We start from the raw sequence: 17,939 nt of genomic DNA, 5'->3' as shown, positions 1-17,939 counted from the left end.
TTCAGCATATGAAGGTAACGCGGTGAATATTCAGGCTCTTCTTTCCGATAAAGTCAGTCAGGCGATGGTGGCGGCAGGCGCACCGGCCGATTGCGAACCGCAGGTTCGTCAGTCTGCAAAAGTGCAGTTCGGCGATTACCAGGCGAACGGTATCATGGCCGTGGCGAAAAAGCTCGGTCAGGTGCCGCGCCAGCTGGCTGAGCAGGTAGTTCAGCATCTGGATCTGGCTGGCATCGCCAGCAAAGTCGACATCGCCGGTCCCGGCTTTATCAACATCTTCCTCGACCGCCAGTGGCTGGCACAGCAGGCCGCGCAGGCGCTGCAGCTGCCACGCCTGGGCGTCAGCGAAGTGACACCTCAGACTATCGTGATTGACTACTCGGCGCCCAACGTGGCGAAAGAGATGCATGTCGGTCACGTGCGATCCACCATCATCGGTGATGCCGCAGTACGCACCCAGGAGTTCCTCGGCCATCACGTCATCCGCGCTAATCACGTCGGTGACTGGGGTACACAGTTTGGCATGCTGATCGCCTATCTGGAGAAGCAGCAGAACGAGCATCATGAAGATATCGCGCTGGCTGATCTGGAAGCCTTCTACCGCGAAGCGAAACGCACCTATGACGAAGACGAAGCCTTCGCCGAGCGCGCCCGCGGTTACGTGGTGAAACTGCAGGGTGGCGACGAATATTGCCGCGCCATGTGGAAGAAGCTGGTGGATATCACCATGAGTCAGAACCAGCAGGTGTATGACCGCCTTAACGTCACCCTGACGCGTAAGGATGTGATGGGTGAAAGCCTGTATAACGACATGCTGCCGGGCATCGTCACCGATCTGCGCGAAAAAGGGCTGGCGGTGACCAGCGAAGGCGCCACCGTGGTTTTCCTTGATGAGTTCAAAAACAAGGAAGGTGAACCGATGGGCGTGATCATCCAGAAGAAGGATGGCGGCTATCTCTACACCACCACCGATATCGCCTGCGCCAAATATCGCTATGAAACGCTGCATGCCGATCGCGTGCTGTACTACATCGATTCCCGCCAGCATCAGCATCTGCAGCAGGCGTGGACCATCGTGCGCAAAGCGGGCTATGTGCCGGAGTCAGTGCCGCTGGAGCACCATGCGTTCGGCATGATGCTGGGCAAAGATGGCCGTCCGTTCAAGACGCGCAGCGGTGGCACCATCAAACTCTCCGATCTGCTGGATGAAGCCGTTGAGCGCGCCCATGCGCTGGTCAGCGAGAAGAATCCGGAGATGAGCGCGGCAGAGCTGAAAGAGCTGGCGGAAGTGGTCGGCATCGGCGCGGTGAAATACGCCGACCTGTCGAAAAGCCGCACCACCGATTACATCTTCGACTGGGACAACATGCTGGCGTTTGAAGGCAACACCGCGCCGTACATGCAGTATGCCTACACGCGTGTGCTCTCAGTATTCCGTAAAGCGGGCATTGAGGCAGACAGCCTGCACGGTGATATCATCCTGACTGACGAGCGCGAAGCGCTGCTGGCGACCCGTCTGCTGCAGTTTGAAGAGACGATCACCCAGGTCGCGCGCGATGGCACCCCGCACGTGATGTGTGCTTATCTGTACGATCTGGCCGGTCTGTTCTCGGGCTTCTATGAGCACTGCCCGATTCTCTCCGCCGAAGAGGAAAACGTACGCAACAGCCGCCTGCAGCTGGCGGCGCTGACGGCGAAAACCCTGAAGCAGGGGCTGGATACGCTGGGCATCAAAACCGTCGAGCGAATGTAAGCTTAAAAAAACCCGCTGCGGCGGGTTTTTTATTGGCTATTGGCGATTTGCTATTGGTAATTGACCATCACTTCACTGCTCACCACCCGCAGGCCGGGCGGCAACGCGCCCTGCCCCTGAAATCCGAAAGCCAGATGCAGCGTTTCATCGGCTGCCACGTTGGCGAGGCCGCGCGTGCTGCCACTGGCGCCGTCCAGCTCCACGCAGCGCTGACTGGCGCACAGCCGCACCACCAGACCGGATGGCGCCGGTCGGCTCAGCGTGTAGCGCCAGTTCACCAGCGAAATAGTCCCTGCAGCCGCCGAGGGCGCTTTAAGCGCCGGCGACAGCAGCCAGTTGCCGCGCACGCCGAGGCTCGGGCCGCTGGCGCTGGCTTGCCACGCGCCGCTGGCGGCCTGGCCCTTTAGCGGCAGCGCCAGCAGCGCTGCCAGCAGCCATGAGAGCGTCACGCCGCGCATTATTTGCCGCCTATGGTTGCAGTCATGCGGATCTGCCGGTTATCGGTCAGCTCCATATTGGACAGCACCACCAGCTGCGGAAGGTTGCGGCGCAGGAAGCGCGCCAGCAGCGCCCGCAGCGGATGGTTAACCAGCAGCACCGGCGGCGCACCGGTCATCTCCTGCTGCTGCAGCGCGGCCTGCGCCTGCATCAGCAGCCGATCGGCAAGACCCGGTTCCAGACCGCCACCGCCCTGCAGCGCCTGCAGCAGCAGACGTTCCAGTGTGGCATCCAGTCCAATCACCTGCACTTCGCCGTTGCCCGGGAACCACTGCTGGGTAATCGCACGGCCCAGCGCGACGCGTACCACGCTGGTCAGTTCCTGCGGATCGTTCTGCACCGGCGCATGTTCGGCCAGCGTTTCGATAATGGTGCGCATGTCGCGGATCGAGACGCGCTCGGTCAGCAGATTTTGCAGCACTTTGTGCAGCGTGGTCAGGGTAATGACGCCCGGCACCAGATCTTCCGTCAGCTTTGGCATCTCCTGGGTGACGCGGTCCAGCAGCTGCTGCGCTTCCTGACGCCCAAACAGCTCGCTGGCGTACTGGCCGATCAGGTGATTAAGGTGGGTCGCCACCACGGTACTGGCTTCCACTACGGTGTAGCCCTGAATCTGTGCCTGCTCTTTCAGCGCGCTGTCGATCCAGATGGCCGCGAGGCCAAACGCCGGGTCAACCGTCGCTTCACCCGGCAGCGTGCCCGCCGCCGTGCCCGGGTTGATCGCCATCCAGCGTCCCGGATAAGCATCGCCGCTGCCAATCTCCACGCCCTTCATCAGGATGCGATAACGCGCCGGCGGCAGCTCCATGTTGTCACGAATGTGCACCACCGGCGGCAGGAAGCCGACCTCCTGCGCCACCTTTTTACGGATACTGCGGATACGCCCGAGCAGCTCGCCGTTTTGCAGATGATCGACCATCGGAATCAGGCGATAGCCCACTTCCATGCCAAGCGAATCTTCCAGCTGGACGTCGGTCCACGAGGCTTCGACCGTGGCCGGCGTCTCCTGCGTTTTCACCACGCTGGAGGCTTCACTTTGCTTCTTCGGCTGCATTTCGCGGCCGCGCAGCCACCAGGCCAGGCCGAGCAGCGCCGCGGTGAACAGCAGGAACACAAAGTTCGGCATGCCGGGCACCAGGCCCAGCAGGCCAATCACGCCGGCGCTCAGCATCAGCACGCGCGGATTGTTAAACAGCTGGCCCACCATCTGTTCGCCGACGTCCTGATCGGTGCTGACGCGGGTAACGATGACACCGGCAGCGGTAGAGATCACCAGCGCCGGGATCTGCGCCACCAGGCCGTCACCGATGGTCAGCAGCGTATAGGTTTCCCCGGCATGGCCGAGATCCATACCGTGCTGCACCACGCCCACCAGCAGACCACCGATCACGTTGATCACCATGATCAGGATGCCGGCGATGGCGTCGCCGCGCACAAACTTACTGGCACCGTCCATCGAGCCGTAGAAATCCGCTTCCTGGGTCACCTCGGCGCGCCGGCGTTTGGCTTCGTCTTCACCAATCAGGCCAGCGTTCAAATCGGCATCGATCGCCATCTGCTTGCCGGGCATACCATCCAGCACGAAACGCGCGCCCACTTCGGCGATACGTCCGGCACCTTTGGTGATGACCATGAAGTTGATGATCACGAGGATGATGAATACCACGATACCAATGGCGAAATTACCGCCCACGAGGAAGTGACCAAAGGCTTCAACCACACGCCCGGCGGCATCAGCCCCCGTATGCCCTTCGAGCAGGATGATACGCGTTGAGGCGACGTTCAGCGCCAGACGCAGCAGCGTTGAAAACAGCAAAATGGTCGGGAAGGCAGCGAATTCCAGCGTGCGCTGGGTGAACATTGCCACCAGCAGCACCATGATGGACAGCGCAATGTTGAAGGTAAACAGCAGGTCAAGGATGAACGCCGGCAGCGGCAATACCATCATCGACAGGATCAGCATGATCAGCACCGGACCAGCCAGCACCTGCCATTGCGTGTCTTTAAAATTGCCCGGTAAACGCAGCTTTTCGGCCAGATTAGCCATGGTTGGTGTTCTCTCCTGCAAAGTCCATCTCTGCCGGGACCGGCAGATGTTTTGGTTTGTTTGGAATCAGGCCGCCTTCACGCTTCCAGCGTCGCAGCTGCCAGACCCACGCCAGCACTTCGGCCACGGCGGCATAGAGCGCGCCGGGAATAAACTGGCCAATTTCCGTATGACGATAGAGCGCACGCGCCAGCGGCGGTGCTTCCAGAATCGGTACGCGATGCTCTTTAGCGATTTCCCGAATGCGCAGGGCAATGTCACCGGCGCCTTTGGCAATCACTTTCGGCGCGCTCATCTTGCCTTCCTGATACTGCAGCGCCACCGAGTAGTGCGTCGGGTTAGTCACGATGACGTCCGCCTTCGGCACGTCGGCCATCATGCGGCGGCGGGCAGCGGCACGCATCGCCTGGCGGATACGCCCTTTAACGTGCGGGTCGCCTTCGTTCTGCTTGTGTTCATCGCGAATTTCCTGGCGCGTCATGCGCAGCTTTTTGAAGTAGCTGTAGAGCTGCCAGAACACGTCAAAGCCAACCATCGGGATTAGTCCCAGCATCACCAGCGCGCAGCTGATGGCGGTCATCGACAGGCCATGCTGCAGCGCATTCACCGGCGATTCGCTCATCAGGCGCAGCATCTCCTGCCAGTGACTCCACAGATACCAGCCAGCCACCAGCGCAACCAGCACCGCTTTGAGGATCGCCTTCACCAGTTCCGCCCACGTCTGACCGGAGAACATGCGCGCAATGCCCGGTAACGGGTTGAGCTTTTTGAAATCGAATTTGATGGATTTTCCGCTGATGTTGATTCCGCCCAGAATCATCGGCGCGGCGATGGCAACGATCACCAGCCCGGCCATCAGCGGCAGCAGCGCGATCACCGCCTGCATCACCAGGTTGCCGATGTGCGAGACGATAATTTTATCGTCGTTGACCATGCCGTGGTCGAAGCGGAAGCCGGTGGCCACCATGCTGGCCAGCCGTTGCGCCATATTGTGGCCGCCCAGCCAGATGATCAGCAGCCCGGCCAGCAGCATCAGTACCGAAGTCAGCTCGCGCGAACGCGGAATCTGCCCCTCCTGCCGTGCTTTCTCAAGTCGGTGGGGGGTGGGCGATTCTGTTTTGTCCTCGTTGCTCTCTTCAGCCACGACATACCTCAGCTGGCAGGAATTCTGAGCATAGGATGCCAAAACCCTTCGGGTCTAAAGCGCGGATTAAGCGAGAAAAAGATGGGTTTATTTAGCCATAAGTGAAATCAGGACCTGCGCTAACCTGGTGCGGGCCAATCACCAGCGAACGGTTCCGCGACCTTTGCTGCGTAATACGGTTAAGTGGTGGAGCAAGCAAAAGCCGTGCCGGACTGGCTGGGTTAAAGACGTGGCTGCGCCCGGAAATTCCGAAAATCATAAAATTGTTTCGCCGCGCAATCTTTTTTTATCTGAAAAAATAGATAAATCTTATTTACCAATTCCCTTAAGCACCATCAGGGGGCAAATGTCGCGCCGCACACCAGCCGCGCTTGCTTACGCAAATAAATTAATGCAGCTTATCTATCGTCCCAGCCAGAACTATCGCGGCGTGCCGTTAAGGCGTTTTTTCGCCCGGTAGCACGGGATTTGCCGCGGTGCAATGGTTTGAATTCTCAAAAGTCTTAGGTAGACTTAAGTCAGCACTATCTTTCTGTAATTTGACTGTTTTTTAGTGGCCTTCTCACTGCATAATCTGCCCGCCCGCTGAGTGCGTGCCGGATACAACTCTGCAGCGACACTGATGAAAATTTGAGGATCATGGTGAATAAGAGTCTCTTGCTAACGCTGCTGGCGGCTTTAACGCTGGCGGGATGTAAAGCGCCTCCACCGCCCGTGACGGATGACACCCTGGTCACCAGCGAAGTGAACGGCGTAAAACTGGTTCATCGTCATGCAGTGGCAGCACCCGGTGAATTTACCCCGGTGAATGAGAGCTTTCGCGCGCTGTATGCCGCCTCTGTGATGACCCTGCCGGATTACGGCGGCAAAGTGGTCCGTTATCTGGATAACGCCCAAACCTTTGAGGTGCTGGGTCGCGTCGAGCACAACTGGCTGGCGATTGCAGAAGAACCCAGCGGTCAGCTGATTGGCTACGTGCCCCCCAAAGCTGGCGTGGAGAGCAGCCGCTATGATGCCACGCTGCGCAGCGACCGGCCGCGTCCCCGTCGTACTAAACAGGTCTGCGTGGCCGTGGGCGGCGCCAGTAAAGCATGCCGCACCAATGATACCGCGACCTGGATCTTAGACTGATGATGCAATCCGGCGCATATTGCCCGCAGCACACCGCTGCTTTGCGGGCTAACCGTTCCGTTATTGCCAGGATAATCGAGATTTAATGACTCAGGACTCCCTTGCCCGCGATGGCATTGTCGCGGGCAACGATAACCTTTTGCTGAATGCCGCAGCACCGATTCTGAATGCCGTCGTGCGTATACGGCAGGCGGCGACGCACGACGATCCCGCCGGCCTGCGTCAGCTGCTGATTGAAGAGATCCGCCAGTTCGAGCAACGCTGCAAGCAGGCGGGTTTGCCATTTGAGATGATCATCGGTGCACGCTACTGCCTGTGTAGCGTGCTGGACGAAGCGGCGGCGCAAACCCCCTGGGGCACGCGCGGCGTCTGGTCCGGCAACGGCATGCTGGTGACCTTTCATAACGAAAGCTGGGGCGGCGAAAAAGTGTTCCAGCTGCTGTCGCGCGTGTCGCAAAGCCCGCAGCAGCATTTATGGCTGCTGGAAGTGATTCACTACTGCCTGCTGCTGGGCTACGAAGGGCGCTATCGCGGCAGCGACAGCGGACGCGCACAGTGTGAAGGCATCCGTAAACGGCTGGCGCAGCTGATTACGGAAACCCGCCCGGCGACACCACCGCGCGCGCCGCTGGTGGAAGTACATCCGCTGGTCAGCACCCTGACGCGGCCAATGGTGCCACTGTGGGCCTGCGTCACGCTGGCTACGCTCATTGCCTGTCTGATCTACAGCGGGCTCAACTGGCGGCTGGGCAATGCGGCCGAACCGCTGCTGCGCGCCATCTATCAAACCCCGCTGCCGCAAATCATGCCGGGCCGCCGCCCCACCTCACCGCAGGCGCTGCTCGATCTGCATCAGCGTCTTAACGACGTGATTGCCGCAGGCCAGCTGGAAGTGAGCGACGGTGCCTTTGGCAGCAAGGTGATCATCCCTGCGGACAAGCTGTTTGCGCCGGACGGTACGGTGGTAAACCAGGTTGGCCGCGCGCTGCTGGCGCACGTGGCCAGCGCGATGAAGACGGTAAAAGGCACGGTGCTGGTATCGGTCTATACCGATAATCGTCCGGTGGATGGCCGTTTCGCCTCCAGCTATGAATTCTCCTTCGCTCGTGCCCGTGCCGTTACGCAACTGCTGAATACGCAGCTGGCGGACGGTCACAGCGTTAAAGCCGAAGGCCGTGGCGACAGCAATCCGCTCTTACCCAATGACAGCAATGAAAACCGCGCCCGCAATCGCCGGGTGGAGATCACCCTGTTTGCGGCACCGGAAACCCTCGGCAATCATCAGGGAGGCCAGTGATGCGCGCATCACTCCAACATCTGTTAACCCATCGCCTGCTGTGGGGCCTGATTGGCGTCACGGCGCTGAGCTGCGTGCTGTGGATGCTCGGTCCGCTGTGGAGCTGGGGCGATACCCGTCCACTGGAGCCGGTATTCCCGCGCCAGCTGGCGGTAGGTCTGCTCTATTTCTGCTGGGTGCTGTTCCAGTTTATTCCCGCCATCTGGCGCGGCTGGTTTAACAGCAAACTGCTCAATCGCCTGCAGGAAATGAGCCACGAAGAAGCGTCCGATCGCCAGGCGACCGAGACGCTGCTGACCCAGCGCTTCAGCGAAGCGGCGCTGCGGCTGAAACGCACCCAGTTTGGTCGCCGGCATCAGAAAAGCTGGCTGGCGCGTTTTCAGAGTAACTATCTGTATCAGTTGCCGTGGTACGTGATGATAGGCGCGCCCGGCGCCGGTAAAACCACCGCGCTGCTGAATGCTGGCCTGGAGTTTCCGTTAACCGACAGCCTCGGCAAAGAGGCGGTACGCGGCGTCGGCGGCACGCGTCACTGCGACTGGTGGTTCACCGACAGCGCAGTCTTAATCGACACCGCGGGCCGTTACGCACTGCAGGAGAGCCAGCGCGCGCGCGACGGTGCCGAGTGGCATAACTTCATTAAATTGCTAAAGCGCTACCGCACGCGCCAGCCGATCAACGGCGTGATCATGACCATCAGCGTGGCCGACCTGCTGACCGACTCCGCTGAGGCACGTCACGCCCAGGCCAGCGCGCTGCGCAGCCGCATGGTTGAGCTGCATCAGCAAACCGGCATTCACTTCCCGGTGTATGTGATGGTCACCAAAACCGACCTGCTGAAAGGGTTTATGAGCTTTTACGGCAACCTGAGTAAGCCACAGCGCGATGCCATCTGGGGCTTCACCTTCCCGTGGGAACCGGGCAAGCCGCATAAAGATGACTGGCACCGCAGCTTTAGCGAGCGCTTTCAGCAGCTGGAGCAGCGTCTGCAGCAGCAGCTGGCCGACGTGATGGCCGGCGAGCGCGATCTCACCCAGCGCGCCGACAGCTTCCTGTTCCCGCAGGAGTTCAGTTCGCTGCGTCCGTTACTCAACGAATATCTCGACGTGGTGTTTTCCCGCCATGAAGATGAGATTGCCTGGTCGGCGCGCGGCCTGTTCTTCACCAGCGGTACCCAGGAAGGCCTGCCGTTTGACCGCATCATGGGCGAACTCAACCGTAAGCTACAGCTGCCACACACCGGCGAGTCGAGCCTTGCCGCGTGGGACAGCGTTAACCGCAGCAATCCGATTCCGGGTACCAAAGGCCAGAGCTTCTTTATTCGCGACCTGCTGAGCGACCTGGTGTTCCGCGAAAGCGGCCTTGCCGGCAGCAACCGTCACTGGGAGTATCGTAACCGACTGCTGCACTGGATCGGTTACGGCGCGCTCACCGGCGCGCTGGTGCTGCTCTCCGGTTTGTGGCTCACCAGCTACGTACAGAATCAGCGTTATCTCGATCAGGTCGCGGCGCGTATCGGGCCGATTACCGCGCAAAGTCAGCAGGTTATTCATCAGCCAGCCGATAATATTTTTGATCTGCTACCCTTCTTAAATAACCTGGTGAAACTGCCGCTGTCGGTGCATTTTTCTCTCGACAATCCACCGCTTACCATGCGCGCTGGACTGTATCGCGGTAACCAGGTGAGCGATGCCGCATGGGTGCTTTATCAAAATGCGCTTAAGTCTTTACTGCTGCCGCGCGTGGCCCAGCAAATCACCAACCTGCTGCGTGACGATCCCGGCACCGACAATGACTACAGCCGCAATGCGCTGCGCGCTTATCAGATGCTGTATCAGCCGCGTAACTACGACGGCGAATTTCTGCGCGGCTGGCTGATGCAAAATCTGCAGCGCACGCTGCCGGACAATGTCAGCGCGCGCGATCTGCAGCAGCTTGACTGGCACCTGAGCCAGCTGCTCGATCAGCAGATTCAGTCGTCGCCTTATGCGCGCGACAATGCGCTGATGATGCGTAAGCTTGCGGAAAATCTGAAAAATGCCGGTCAGAATGGCCGTATGCTGGCGGTTGCGCCACACACCGTATCGCAGCGATTGACCGGACACAGTGAGTAATGGTGAGGTAACCATGGCGAGTTACACCGCGCCGGGCTGGTATGGCAAATTACCGGCCACCGGTGATTTTCTGCGCCAGCGGCTCAGTGAAGCCACGGTGACGCCGTGGAGCCACTGGTTTCAACAAGGCTTAATCCACTGGCATCAGCAGGAAGAGGCCAGTACGCAACAGTTTTTACGCGCGCCGGTATGGAATTTTGTCCTGCCGCTATCGCCGCTGCGCCAGCAGGTGCAGCTGGGCTGTCTGCTGCCCTCGTGCGATCGCGTCGGCCGTGCGTGGCCGCTGCTGGCGCTGTACAGCATTCCGCTCAGCGCGTGGCATGCTTCACAGCTGGCGATCTCCGGCGACTGGTATCAGGAACTCGGCGCGCTGCTGTGGCAGGCGGTGCGCGATCGCCACAGCCCGGACGCGCTGGAGACGCAGATTCAACAGCTGGCTCCGCTGCTGCTGCCGGATAAGCAGCGCAGCGACATCATGGATGTGATTGGTTTTGACGATTTGCCCTGCACCCTGAGCTGGCGTGAAGTGGCCGACCGTTTTGATCCCCAACAGCACATTAGCTACTGGTGGAGTAATCGCAGTGACGGCTTTGCCCACGCCACGCATAAACACAGTGGCCCGCTCACCGCGCAACTTTTTTCGTTATTGTTTAACCCGGCGGCGGGTGCCCAGCCGGGACGTAATGGCCTCTATCCACCGATGTTTGAGTAGGCCAGTGCGCTTGCCTTGTTAACGGGATGACTCATGCAATTTACCATTGTGCAGTGCAATACGGATGTGCCCGCCAAAACCGTCGCGTTTAGCCCGCCTGGCGGGACCATTGGCCGCAGCCAGGATAACGACCTGGTGCTGCCCGACGAATCGCGCGCTATTTCGCGCCTGCAGGCGCTGGTGCACCTGTCGCCAGACGGCGAGTGCCGCCTGACCAACCAGGGCAGCGTCACTTCAGTGGTGCTGAACGGCGTGGCGCTACAGCGCGGCTCGCAGGTGCGGCTGCGCCACGGCGATACGCTGCAGATTGGCGAATATGGCCTTGAAGTGTGTGACCCGGCGTGTCAGAACGCACCGCAGGATGATCCACTGGCGTTTTTTGCTGACAGCGCCGCCGATCCGCTGGGTATGCAGCAGGACGAAAGCGTGCCGGAACCGGAAGTCCTGCCGCAGAGTGACAGTCCGCGTCACGAACGCCGCCCGGACGCGCGCCTGGCGATCGATCCGCAAAGCGATGCGCCCGTGATGCCAGCCGTGCTGCCGGGCGCCGATCAGGACAAACTGATCGCCGCGCTGCTGGAAGGTATGGGCCTGAATAATGGTCACCAGACGCCGATCACCGAAGAGCAGATGCGCGTCACCGGCCGTATGCTCAGCCTGTTTTCGCAGGGTACGGTTGCCCTGCTCTCTTCGCGCTCCATCCTCAAGCGCGGCGTGAAAGCCGACATGACGATGATCCTTAACGAAGCCAATAACCCGTTTAAAATTCTGCCTTCCGGCAAAACCGTGCTGATGCAGATGTACCAGAGCCAGATGCCTGGCTTTATGCCACCGGAAGCAGCGGTGCGCGATGCGCTGGTGGATTTACAGGCGCATCAGCTGGGGATGATTGCCGGCATTCGCGCCATCATTGCCGCGATGCTGCAGTCGTTTAATCCGCAGCGTCTGGAAGAGGAAGCGCGCAAAGACGGCGTGCTGCCTAAGATGCCGTTCAGCGGCGGACGTAAAGCGGCGCTGTGGGACTATTTTCTCCGTCACTATCAGCGCACTGCGGGCGAGATTGAAGATGACTTCCACACCCTGTTTGGTGAAGCCTTTCTGCATGCCTACGACATGGAAGTGAATCAGTACAAAGATTCCCAGACGCGGACCGAAGACGCATGAAGATGAAGTTTGCCAGCCGCTGCCAGCAGGGTATGCGTGACGAAAACCAGGATCGCACCGGTGCCGAAGTCGATGAACAGAAAGCCTGTTTTCTGGTATGCGACGGCGTGGCCGGTCTGCCCGGCGGCGATTATGCGGCCCAGCTGGTGCGCGATACCCTGCTGACGCAGCTGCAGCAAAACGACACGTTCACGCCGGAGAGTACACGCGCGGCGATAGAAAAGTGTCAGCAAACGCTGGTCAGCGCCCAGGGGAACAATCCGAATTTTTCGCGCATGAGCACCACCCTTGCCGCCCTGTTTATTGACCGCACAACGCAGCGCGCATGGTGGGCGCACGCCGGTGATAGCCGGGTTTATCACTTCCGCCACGGGGTGCTGCATCAGGTGACGCGTGACCACAGTCTGGCGCAGCAGCTGCGCGAAGCCGGCTATGAAAATACCGGCATTAACAGTAATTTACTTTATAATGCGCTGGGTATTGAGCCGGCCCGACCGGCCACCTTCAGCGAGGTGATTGAGCTGACCGATGGTGACGCATTTCTGGTCTGTACCGACGGTTTCTGGCTCAACCTCACCACCGACGAAATGGAACAGGCACTGCGCATGGTGAACGCCTGCGAAGAGTGGCTGGCATTGATGGAACAGGCCGTAAACCGCAGTGTTAAAAGCGACAATCTCAGCGCTCTGGCAATCTGGATTGGCGAACCGCAGGACGCGACGCTGCTTTATTCCCAGGCTGATGCGGCACGTTTTCTGCCGTCACGTTATTGATTGCAAGGATCATTATGAAACTGTGGTTGCCGGGCGTTGCCGCCCTGTTACTGGCCCTGAATGCGCAGGCGGAAGATTACCGGGTGGTCTACTCGCCCAGCCTGTCGCTGGAAGTCTATATCGATAACGTTGCCAGTAATGCGCCCGACGACTGGTGTAAAGAGACGCTGCCGCTGCGCATCGTGTCCGGTAAAAGCAGCGACACCAGCATTCTTACCAGCTTCCTGCCGCGCGTCGGTACGCTGCTGGCGAACCAGTGCGGCCTGTTGGATGAGATCCCCTGGCAGATGACCAGCAAAGAGGGCAGCGTGCTGGCTAACGGCAGCGCGGCAAAACTGCAGAACTGGCGGCCAATCATCCTTAATGACGCGACCGCCAGCGCCAGCGCCAATACCGCAGCGCCGCTGGATTTATCGCGTCCGGCCGACAGCACGCCGCTGCAGCACTTCGCCCTGCCCGGCGGCTGCCATTTCCGTACCTGGTGGGATGAAAACGGCGGTTCGCTGTTTATCCCTGAGAACCCGCAGCAGCATTGCTCAACCGAGGGCTGGCTGGAAGGTCCGGCGGCGATGACGCTGCTGAGTGACGGCAAAACGCGCAGCCAGACGGTAACCTTCCTGCAGGGTTATCCCATCGCCGATCTTACGCTGACCCGCACGCCGCTGGAGGTAGTAGCGGTGAACAAACAGCGCATGATTGTCACGCGGCCCGATGCCAGTGATAGCTGGCTGGTGCTGCCGTTTGATGCTCAGCAGCACGTCTGGCGTTTCAGCGGCACGCTGCTGATTAAAATGGATAAAAACACCGGCACGGATAGCGAAGCGGTGAAATCGCGGGTTGATAGCTTACGCGGCATCTGGTCGCCGCAGTTTATGCCACAGCAAAAAGTGACTGTGTTACTGATTGACACCCTGCATGCCGATCTGGCCGATCCGGCAATTGGTGCCTGGCGTAACATTAATTAATTAGCGGTTGTTGCCCGCCGTCACCGGCGTGACGGGGCGCTACAGGACGTGTTCAGAGAGCTCACTATGTCGGCAAACGAAAATCATACCCCCAATGCCCTGCCTGCGGGCTACCGGTTTAACGAGTTTGAAATCAAGGAAGTGATCGGCGGCGGCGGCTTTGGCATTGTCTATCGCGCCTGGGATCATCAGCTGGAACGCACCATCGCCATCAAAGAGTACATGCCGGTGTCGCTGGCGGTACGCGGTGCGGATCTGGCGCTGGAACTGCGCGGCGAGCGCTTCCAGAAACTGTTTAATGCCGGACGCAACAGCTTTATTCAGGAGGCACGGCTGCTGGCGCGTTTCAATCATCCCGGTCTGCTGCACGTCCTGCGCTTCTGGGAAGAGAACGGCACGGCTTACATGGGCACGCTCTATTACAGCGGCATGACGCTGAAAGAGTGGCAGCTCACCAGCCCGGACAGCATTGACGAAGCGTGGATTCGCCGTCTGTTACCGCCGCTGTTTGGTGCCATCAACACCATTCACACCGCCGGTTACCTGCATCGTGATATTTCGCTCGATAACATTCAGATTCAGGAAAATCAGCTGCCGGTGCTGCTCGACTTTGGCTCGGCGCGCAAAGAGATTGGCAACCTGTCGGATGAAACCGAGATCATGCTCAAGCCGGGCTTCGCGCCAATTGAGCAGTACAGCGAAGAGGGAGAAGTCGAACAGGGACCCTGGACCGATATCTACGCGCTGGGCGCGGTGCTGCATACGCTGATCACCGGCCACGCGCCGCCGGTCAGCGTGGTGCGCTGCATTGAAGATAACTACCAGCCGCTGGTGGAGCGCAAGCCTGAGGGGTATTCGCTGCCGCTGCTGCACGCGATCGACTGCGCGCTGGCGATGAAGCCGGAAGACCGGCCACAGAGTATTGATGCTTTTGCCCGGCTGATCGATCTGCCGGTGAGCGATGTCGAAGCGCTGGTGACGACCTTCCCGGTGGAGAGCCAGTCCGCGCCCGAGTCGGTAGCGGCCGTGCCGGAACCGCAGGTAATGGCGGTTAATCATGCTGCCGCCGCGATTGAACCGGTGACGCCACGCAATGTGCGCCGTCTGTCGCCCGCCCTGCTCGCTGCCGCTGCCGTGGCGTTGCTTGCCGTGATGGTCGTAGTGTGGAAAGCCAATCGCCCGAGCGACGCACCGCCGGTGGCGGCCAGCAGCGCCCCGGCGGCGACGCCAATAGCGGGCAGCGCGCCCGCCAGCAGCGCGCCAACCATGGCGACGGTTTACCTGCAGTTACAGGCAGGGGAAAATATCGTGCTGAACGGTGAAGCGAAGGATGTGAAACCCGCCAGCAGCGGTTTCGCCTCACTGAATCTGGCGGCAGGCAGCTATCGTATTGAAGTGCATCACGGCAGCCAGGTGCGCAGCCAGATGCTGACGATTAACCAGCCGGGCACCTGGCTGATTAATCCGGGTAATTGAGGTTAGCCGCGCGCGGCGCTCTGCTGCAGCGCGCGCACTTCGGCCGCAAGGCGCGTTAACGCCTCTTCCTGCATACCGCGTTTGCCCAGCTCCTGTTCCAGCGAGAACAGATACTGCGCGTTGCTGCCGAGCGGGCCGCTGGCCTGAGCGATCAGCGGAGCAATGGTGCTGCGGCAGGAGTCGGCTTCATACAGCGGATGACGCGGATCCATGATAAACACCAGCGCCGTAACCGTGCGGCCATCCTCCAGCGTTAGTTCACACCAGGTGGGCAGATAGCAGCCGGTGATCATTTCCCGTTTCCACAGCAGCTCAAGTTCTTCATGCAGGCGCGCTTCCGGCAGGCGAAACGCCAGACCGCTGGTAGAACCGCCCTCTTTCAGCGCCAGCATCCGTCCTGGTGCGGCAACGGTGCCGCGTCCGGCGGTCAGCCGCAGGCAAAAGGCACGATGCCAGCCCTCAAGCCGTCCGGTCGCCACCTCTTCCGCTTCAAAAACCGGGTTCCACATCAGGGAACCGTAGCCGAAGATCCACACCGGGCTTTGATCGGGACGACAGGCAAGCGTGGCGCAGAGCGACGCCGCGCGCTTCTCACAGCTCCACAGCAGCGCTTCGTCAATATCACCAAATGAAGTTTTGCAATCCGCTTTTAGTAAGAATTCCCGGGTTAACACTGCGATCTCCTCTACTGCGCTGACCTTCCTGTCGTTATGGCTCCCTGAATCTGCGATTTTACAGGCGGCGCCCGCGGCGTCGACTTAAGACAAGACAGTAATGCATTTGCCATAAACGTTTCAAGATTGACCCCGATCACAAAGGGGAAATTATCTGTAAATAGCATCGGCTGCCTGGCAGGATTCTTGAACGAAGCGCGGAGAAGTGTGAAGCGGGCCGCAGTGGCCCGCGCGGGAGCTAGTGTTTAGGATGCCACTTGTCGTCCTCGCCTTTGGCGTACTCTTTTTTGACCGCCGCCCAGGCGACTTTGTGTGCCACCTGCTCGCGCGATTCATCACCGCGACGATCGTCTTCATCTTTATACTGATCCCAGGCGCTGTTAAACGCCTTTTGGTAGATGGTTTGCGCATGGCCCGGCAGCACGTGGCGCACGCTGTCCGGCAGTTCCCGGTTCGATGAATAAGGCATAGTTCCTCCTGTTTCAGGTTCCCTGTATAAGTCTGGAAGAGAACGGCAAAAACGCAAACCTGCTATTTCATACTTCTGCCAGCAAAAAAGGCGGGTAGTGAGGATAAGGCCAGATAATTCAGTTCTGTTCTTCCTCCTTTTACGCAGGATAGATGAGAAACACGCAACATTAACCTGCTGATGAAAAGGGTTAATTCGCTGATTAACGCGAATTTCGCTTCTTTCAGAGAAAAATGACAAAAAGTAAAAACGCGTAAAAAATCTGCGTGAGCAGTGGTGAAAAGTTACACTGCGCTTCGTCAGATGAGTCACTATATTTATCAGGCAGCAATTGCCTGTTTTTGTTCTTTTTGCCGAAGAGGATGGCGCATGGCTGGACATGAGAAGACCCGACACAGCGAGTATTCGCTGATTTTCCCGATTCTGGCGCTGGCGGTGCTGAGCTTTTTTGGCGGCCAGACAGCGCTTCTGCCGGTAATCGGCATCAATCTGCTGGCGCTGGTAGCGATTTTAAGCAGCGCCTTCAGCGTAGTACGTCACGCCGACGTTCTGGCGCACCGGTTAGGTGAACCCTACGGCTCGCTGATCCTCAGCCTGTCAGTGGTCATTCTGGAAGTGAGCCTGATTTCGGCGCTGATGGCGACCGGCGATGCAGCGCCCGCGCTGATGCGCGATACGCTCTACTCCATCATCATGATCGTTACCGCCGGACTGGTGGGCTGTGCCCTGCTGCTTGGCGGGCGTAAATTTGCCACCCAGTACGTTAACCTGGCCGGCGTAAAGCAGTACATGATCGCCATTTTCCCGCTGGCGATTCTGGTGCTGGTGTTTCCCAATGCCCTGCCCGGCGGCAATTTCACCACCGCGCAGGCGCTGATTATTGCGGCGATCTCTGCGGCGATGTACGGCGTGTTCCTGCTGATTCAGACCAAAACCCACCAGAGCCTGTTTGTTTACGAGCATGAAGACGAGAGCGATGATGGCGACCCGCACCACGGTAAGCCTTCCGCGCACAGCTCGCTGTGGCACACCGCGTGGCTGATTGTGCATCTGATCGCGGTGATCAGCGTGACGAAGATGAACGCCAACTCGCTGGAAATGCTGCTCACTGAAATGAACGCGCCGGAGCAGTTTACCGGTTTCCTCGTCGCGCTGCTGATTCTGTCGCCGGAAGGTCTGGGCGCAATCAAGGCGGTGCTGATGAATCAGGTGCAGCGCGCGATGAACCTGTTTTTCGGTTCGGTGCTGGCCACCATTTCATTGACGGTGCCGACGGTGACCATTATCGCCACCCTGACCGGTCAGCAATTGATTTTCGGCCTTGAGCCGCCGCATATGGTGGTGATGAGCGCGGTGCTGATTCTGTGCCACATCTCGTTCTCCACTGGCCGCACCAACGTGCTCAACGGCGCAGCGCATCTGGCCCTGTTTGCCGGCTATCTGCTGACAATTATGCTGTGATGTTAAATGAAGTGGTCGCCATGAATGGCGACCCTACAGCGCAGGGTGCGCCTTGATGCTCATCAGGTGAAACGGTCGCCATAAATGGCGACCCTACAGCGCAGGGTGCGCATTCATGTGCATCAGGTGAATCGGTCGTCATGAACGGCGACCGTACAATGTAGGGTGCGCATTTATGCGCACCTGGATAGAGATATCTTTACGGCTTAATAACAGCCGTTAGCACATCTGGCCCTGCCAGCTATTTGCTAAAAATTAAGC

16 protein-coding genes are annotated in these 17,939 nt (G+C 59.3%); 11 read left to right on the top strand and 5 right to left on the bottom strand.

Going from position 1 to position 17,939, the window contains the following annotated elements; genetic code table 11:
* Positions 1-22 precede the first annotated feature (22 nt).
* Complete coding sequence (gene argS / locus QMM04_RS13535; RefSeq protein ID WP_241798679.1) at positions 23-1,753, top strand: arginine--tRNA ligase; 1,731 nt, start codon at positions 23-25, stop codon at positions 1,751-1,753.
* Between the two features lie 50 nt (positions 1,754-1,803).
* On the opposite strand, the gene QMM04_RS13530 is transcribed toward argS, so the two are convergent.
* Genes QMM04_RS13530 through flhB form a run of 3 tightly spaced genes read right to left on the bottom strand, consistent with a single transcriptional unit; the run spans position 1,804 to position 5,442 of the window.
* Complete coding sequence (locus QMM04_RS13530) at positions 1,804-2,202, bottom strand: flagellar protein FlhE (RefSeq protein ID WP_282996350.1); 399 nt, start codon at positions 2,200-2,202, stop codon at positions 1,804-1,806.
* Between the two features lie 8 nt (positions 2,203-2,210).
* Positions 2,211-4,298: a flagellar biosynthesis protein FlhA gene (gene flhA / locus QMM04_RS13525; protein ID WP_125310400.1), complete on the bottom strand. Its 2,088-nt coding sequence runs from the start codon at positions 4,296-4,298 to the stop codon at positions 2,211-2,213.
* Positions 4,291-5,442 carry a flagellar biosynthesis protein FlhB gene (gene flhB / locus QMM04_RS13520; RefSeq protein ID WP_021509953.1) on the bottom strand — a complete coding sequence of 384 codons (1,152 nt, stop codon included), beginning with the start codon at positions 5,440-5,442 and terminating at the stop codon, positions 4,291-4,293. Before flhB ends, flhA begins: the two co-directional genes overlap by 8 nt.
* Positions 5,443-5,605: 163 nt before the next feature.
* Here flhB and QMM04_RS13515 point away from each other — a divergent pair, with 163 nt between their 5' ends.
* The 9 genes from QMM04_RS13515 to QMM04_RS13475 all read left to right on the top strand — a co-directional run bounded on the left by QMM04_RS13515 (position 5,606) and on the right by QMM04_RS13475 (position 15,074).
* Complete coding sequence (locus tag QMM04_RS13515) at positions 5,606-5,902, top strand: hypothetical protein (protein WP_150057867.1); 297 nt, start codon at positions 5,606-5,608, stop codon at positions 5,900-5,902.
* A gap of 179 nt (positions 5,903-6,081) precedes the next feature.
* Positions 6,082-6,573, top strand: coding sequence for a hypothetical protein (locus tag QMM04_RS13510; protein WP_021509952.1), 492 nt, complete (start codon positions 6,082-6,084; stop codon positions 6,571-6,573).
* A gap of 85 nt (positions 6,574-6,658) precedes the next feature.
* On the top strand, positions 6,659-7,870 hold the full coding sequence (icmH, locus tag QMM04_RS13505; RefSeq protein ID WP_058780675.1) for a type IVB secretion system protein IcmH/DotU: 1,212 nt from the start codon (positions 6,659-6,661) through the stop codon (positions 7,868-7,870).
* Entirely contained in the window at positions 7,870-9,984 is a 2,115-nt protein-coding gene (gene tssM / locus QMM04_RS13500) for a type VI secretion system membrane subunit TssM (RefSeq protein WP_282996348.1), read from the top strand. The genes icmH and tssM overlap by 1 nt, the downstream gene beginning before the upstream one ends.
* A gap of 13 nt (positions 9,985-9,997) precedes the next feature.
* The gene (gene tagF / locus QMM04_RS13495; protein WP_282996347.1) at positions 9,998-10,696 is read left to right on the top strand and encodes a type VI secretion system-associated protein TagF; all 699 of its coding nucleotides are present in this window, start codon (positions 9,998-10,000) and stop codon (positions 10,694-10,696) included.
* 33 nt (positions 10,697-10,729) lie between these two features.
* On the top strand, positions 10,730-11,860 hold the full coding sequence (tagH, locus tag QMM04_RS13490; protein ID WP_166711638.1) for a type VI secretion system-associated FHA domain protein TagH: 1,131 nt from the start codon (positions 10,730-10,732) through the stop codon (positions 11,858-11,860).
* Positions 11,857-12,633 carry a PP2C family serine/threonine-protein phosphatase gene (locus QMM04_RS13485; RefSeq protein ID WP_058757495.1) on the top strand — a complete coding sequence of 259 codons (777 nt, stop codon included), beginning with the start codon at positions 11,857-11,859 and terminating at the stop codon, positions 12,631-12,633. The genes tagH and QMM04_RS13485 overlap by 4 nt, the downstream gene beginning before the upstream one ends.
* 14 nt (positions 12,634-12,647) lie before the next feature.
* Positions 12,648-13,598 carry a hypothetical protein gene (locus QMM04_RS13480; RefSeq protein WP_058757494.1) on the top strand — a complete coding sequence of 317 codons (951 nt, stop codon included), beginning with the start codon at positions 12,648-12,650 and terminating at the stop codon, positions 13,596-13,598.
* 66 nt (positions 13,599-13,664) lie between these two features.
* Positions 13,665-15,074 carry a serine/threonine-protein kinase gene (locus tag QMM04_RS13475; protein ID WP_159378091.1) on the top strand — a complete coding sequence of 470 codons (1,410 nt, stop codon included), beginning with the start codon at positions 13,665-13,667 and terminating at the stop codon, positions 15,072-15,074.
* Positions 15,075-15,076: 2 nt separating this feature from the next.
* Here QMM04_RS13475 and QMM04_RS13470 read toward each other — a convergent pair whose 3' ends face one another.
* Together QMM04_RS13470 and chaB are read right to left on the bottom strand one after the other, a co-directional pair.
* Positions 15,077-15,748 (bottom strand): gamma-glutamylcyclotransferase, encoded by a 672-nt coding sequence (locus QMM04_RS13470; RefSeq protein WP_021508695.1) that lies wholly within the window; start codon positions 15,746-15,748, stop codon positions 15,077-15,079.
* Positions 15,749-15,986: 238 nt separating this feature from the next.
* On the bottom strand, positions 15,987-16,217 hold the full coding sequence (gene chaB, locus QMM04_RS13465; protein WP_021313035.1) for a putative cation transport regulator ChaB: 231 nt from the start codon (positions 16,215-16,217) through the stop codon (positions 15,987-15,989).
* A 369-nt stretch (positions 16,218-16,586) separates the two neighbouring features.
* Here chaB and chaA point away from each other — a divergent pair, with 369 nt between their 5' ends.
* Positions 16,587-17,678: a sodium-potassium/proton antiporter ChaA gene (chaA, locus tag QMM04_RS13460; protein WP_021508693.1), complete on the top strand. Its 1,092-nt coding sequence runs from the start codon at positions 16,587-16,589 to the stop codon at positions 17,676-17,678.
* The last annotated feature ends 261 nt before the right edge of the window (positions 17,679-17,939 follow it).

The sequence above is a fragment of the Pantoea sp. Pa-EAmG genome, from assembly GCF_030024295.1.
GTDB classification, from domain to species: Bacteria; Pseudomonadota; Gammaproteobacteria; order Enterobacterales; family Enterobacteriaceae; genus Pantoea; species Pantoea dispersa.
Note: the sequence above shows the minus strand (reverse complement) of the source record. Positions and strands in the feature narration are given on the sequence as shown.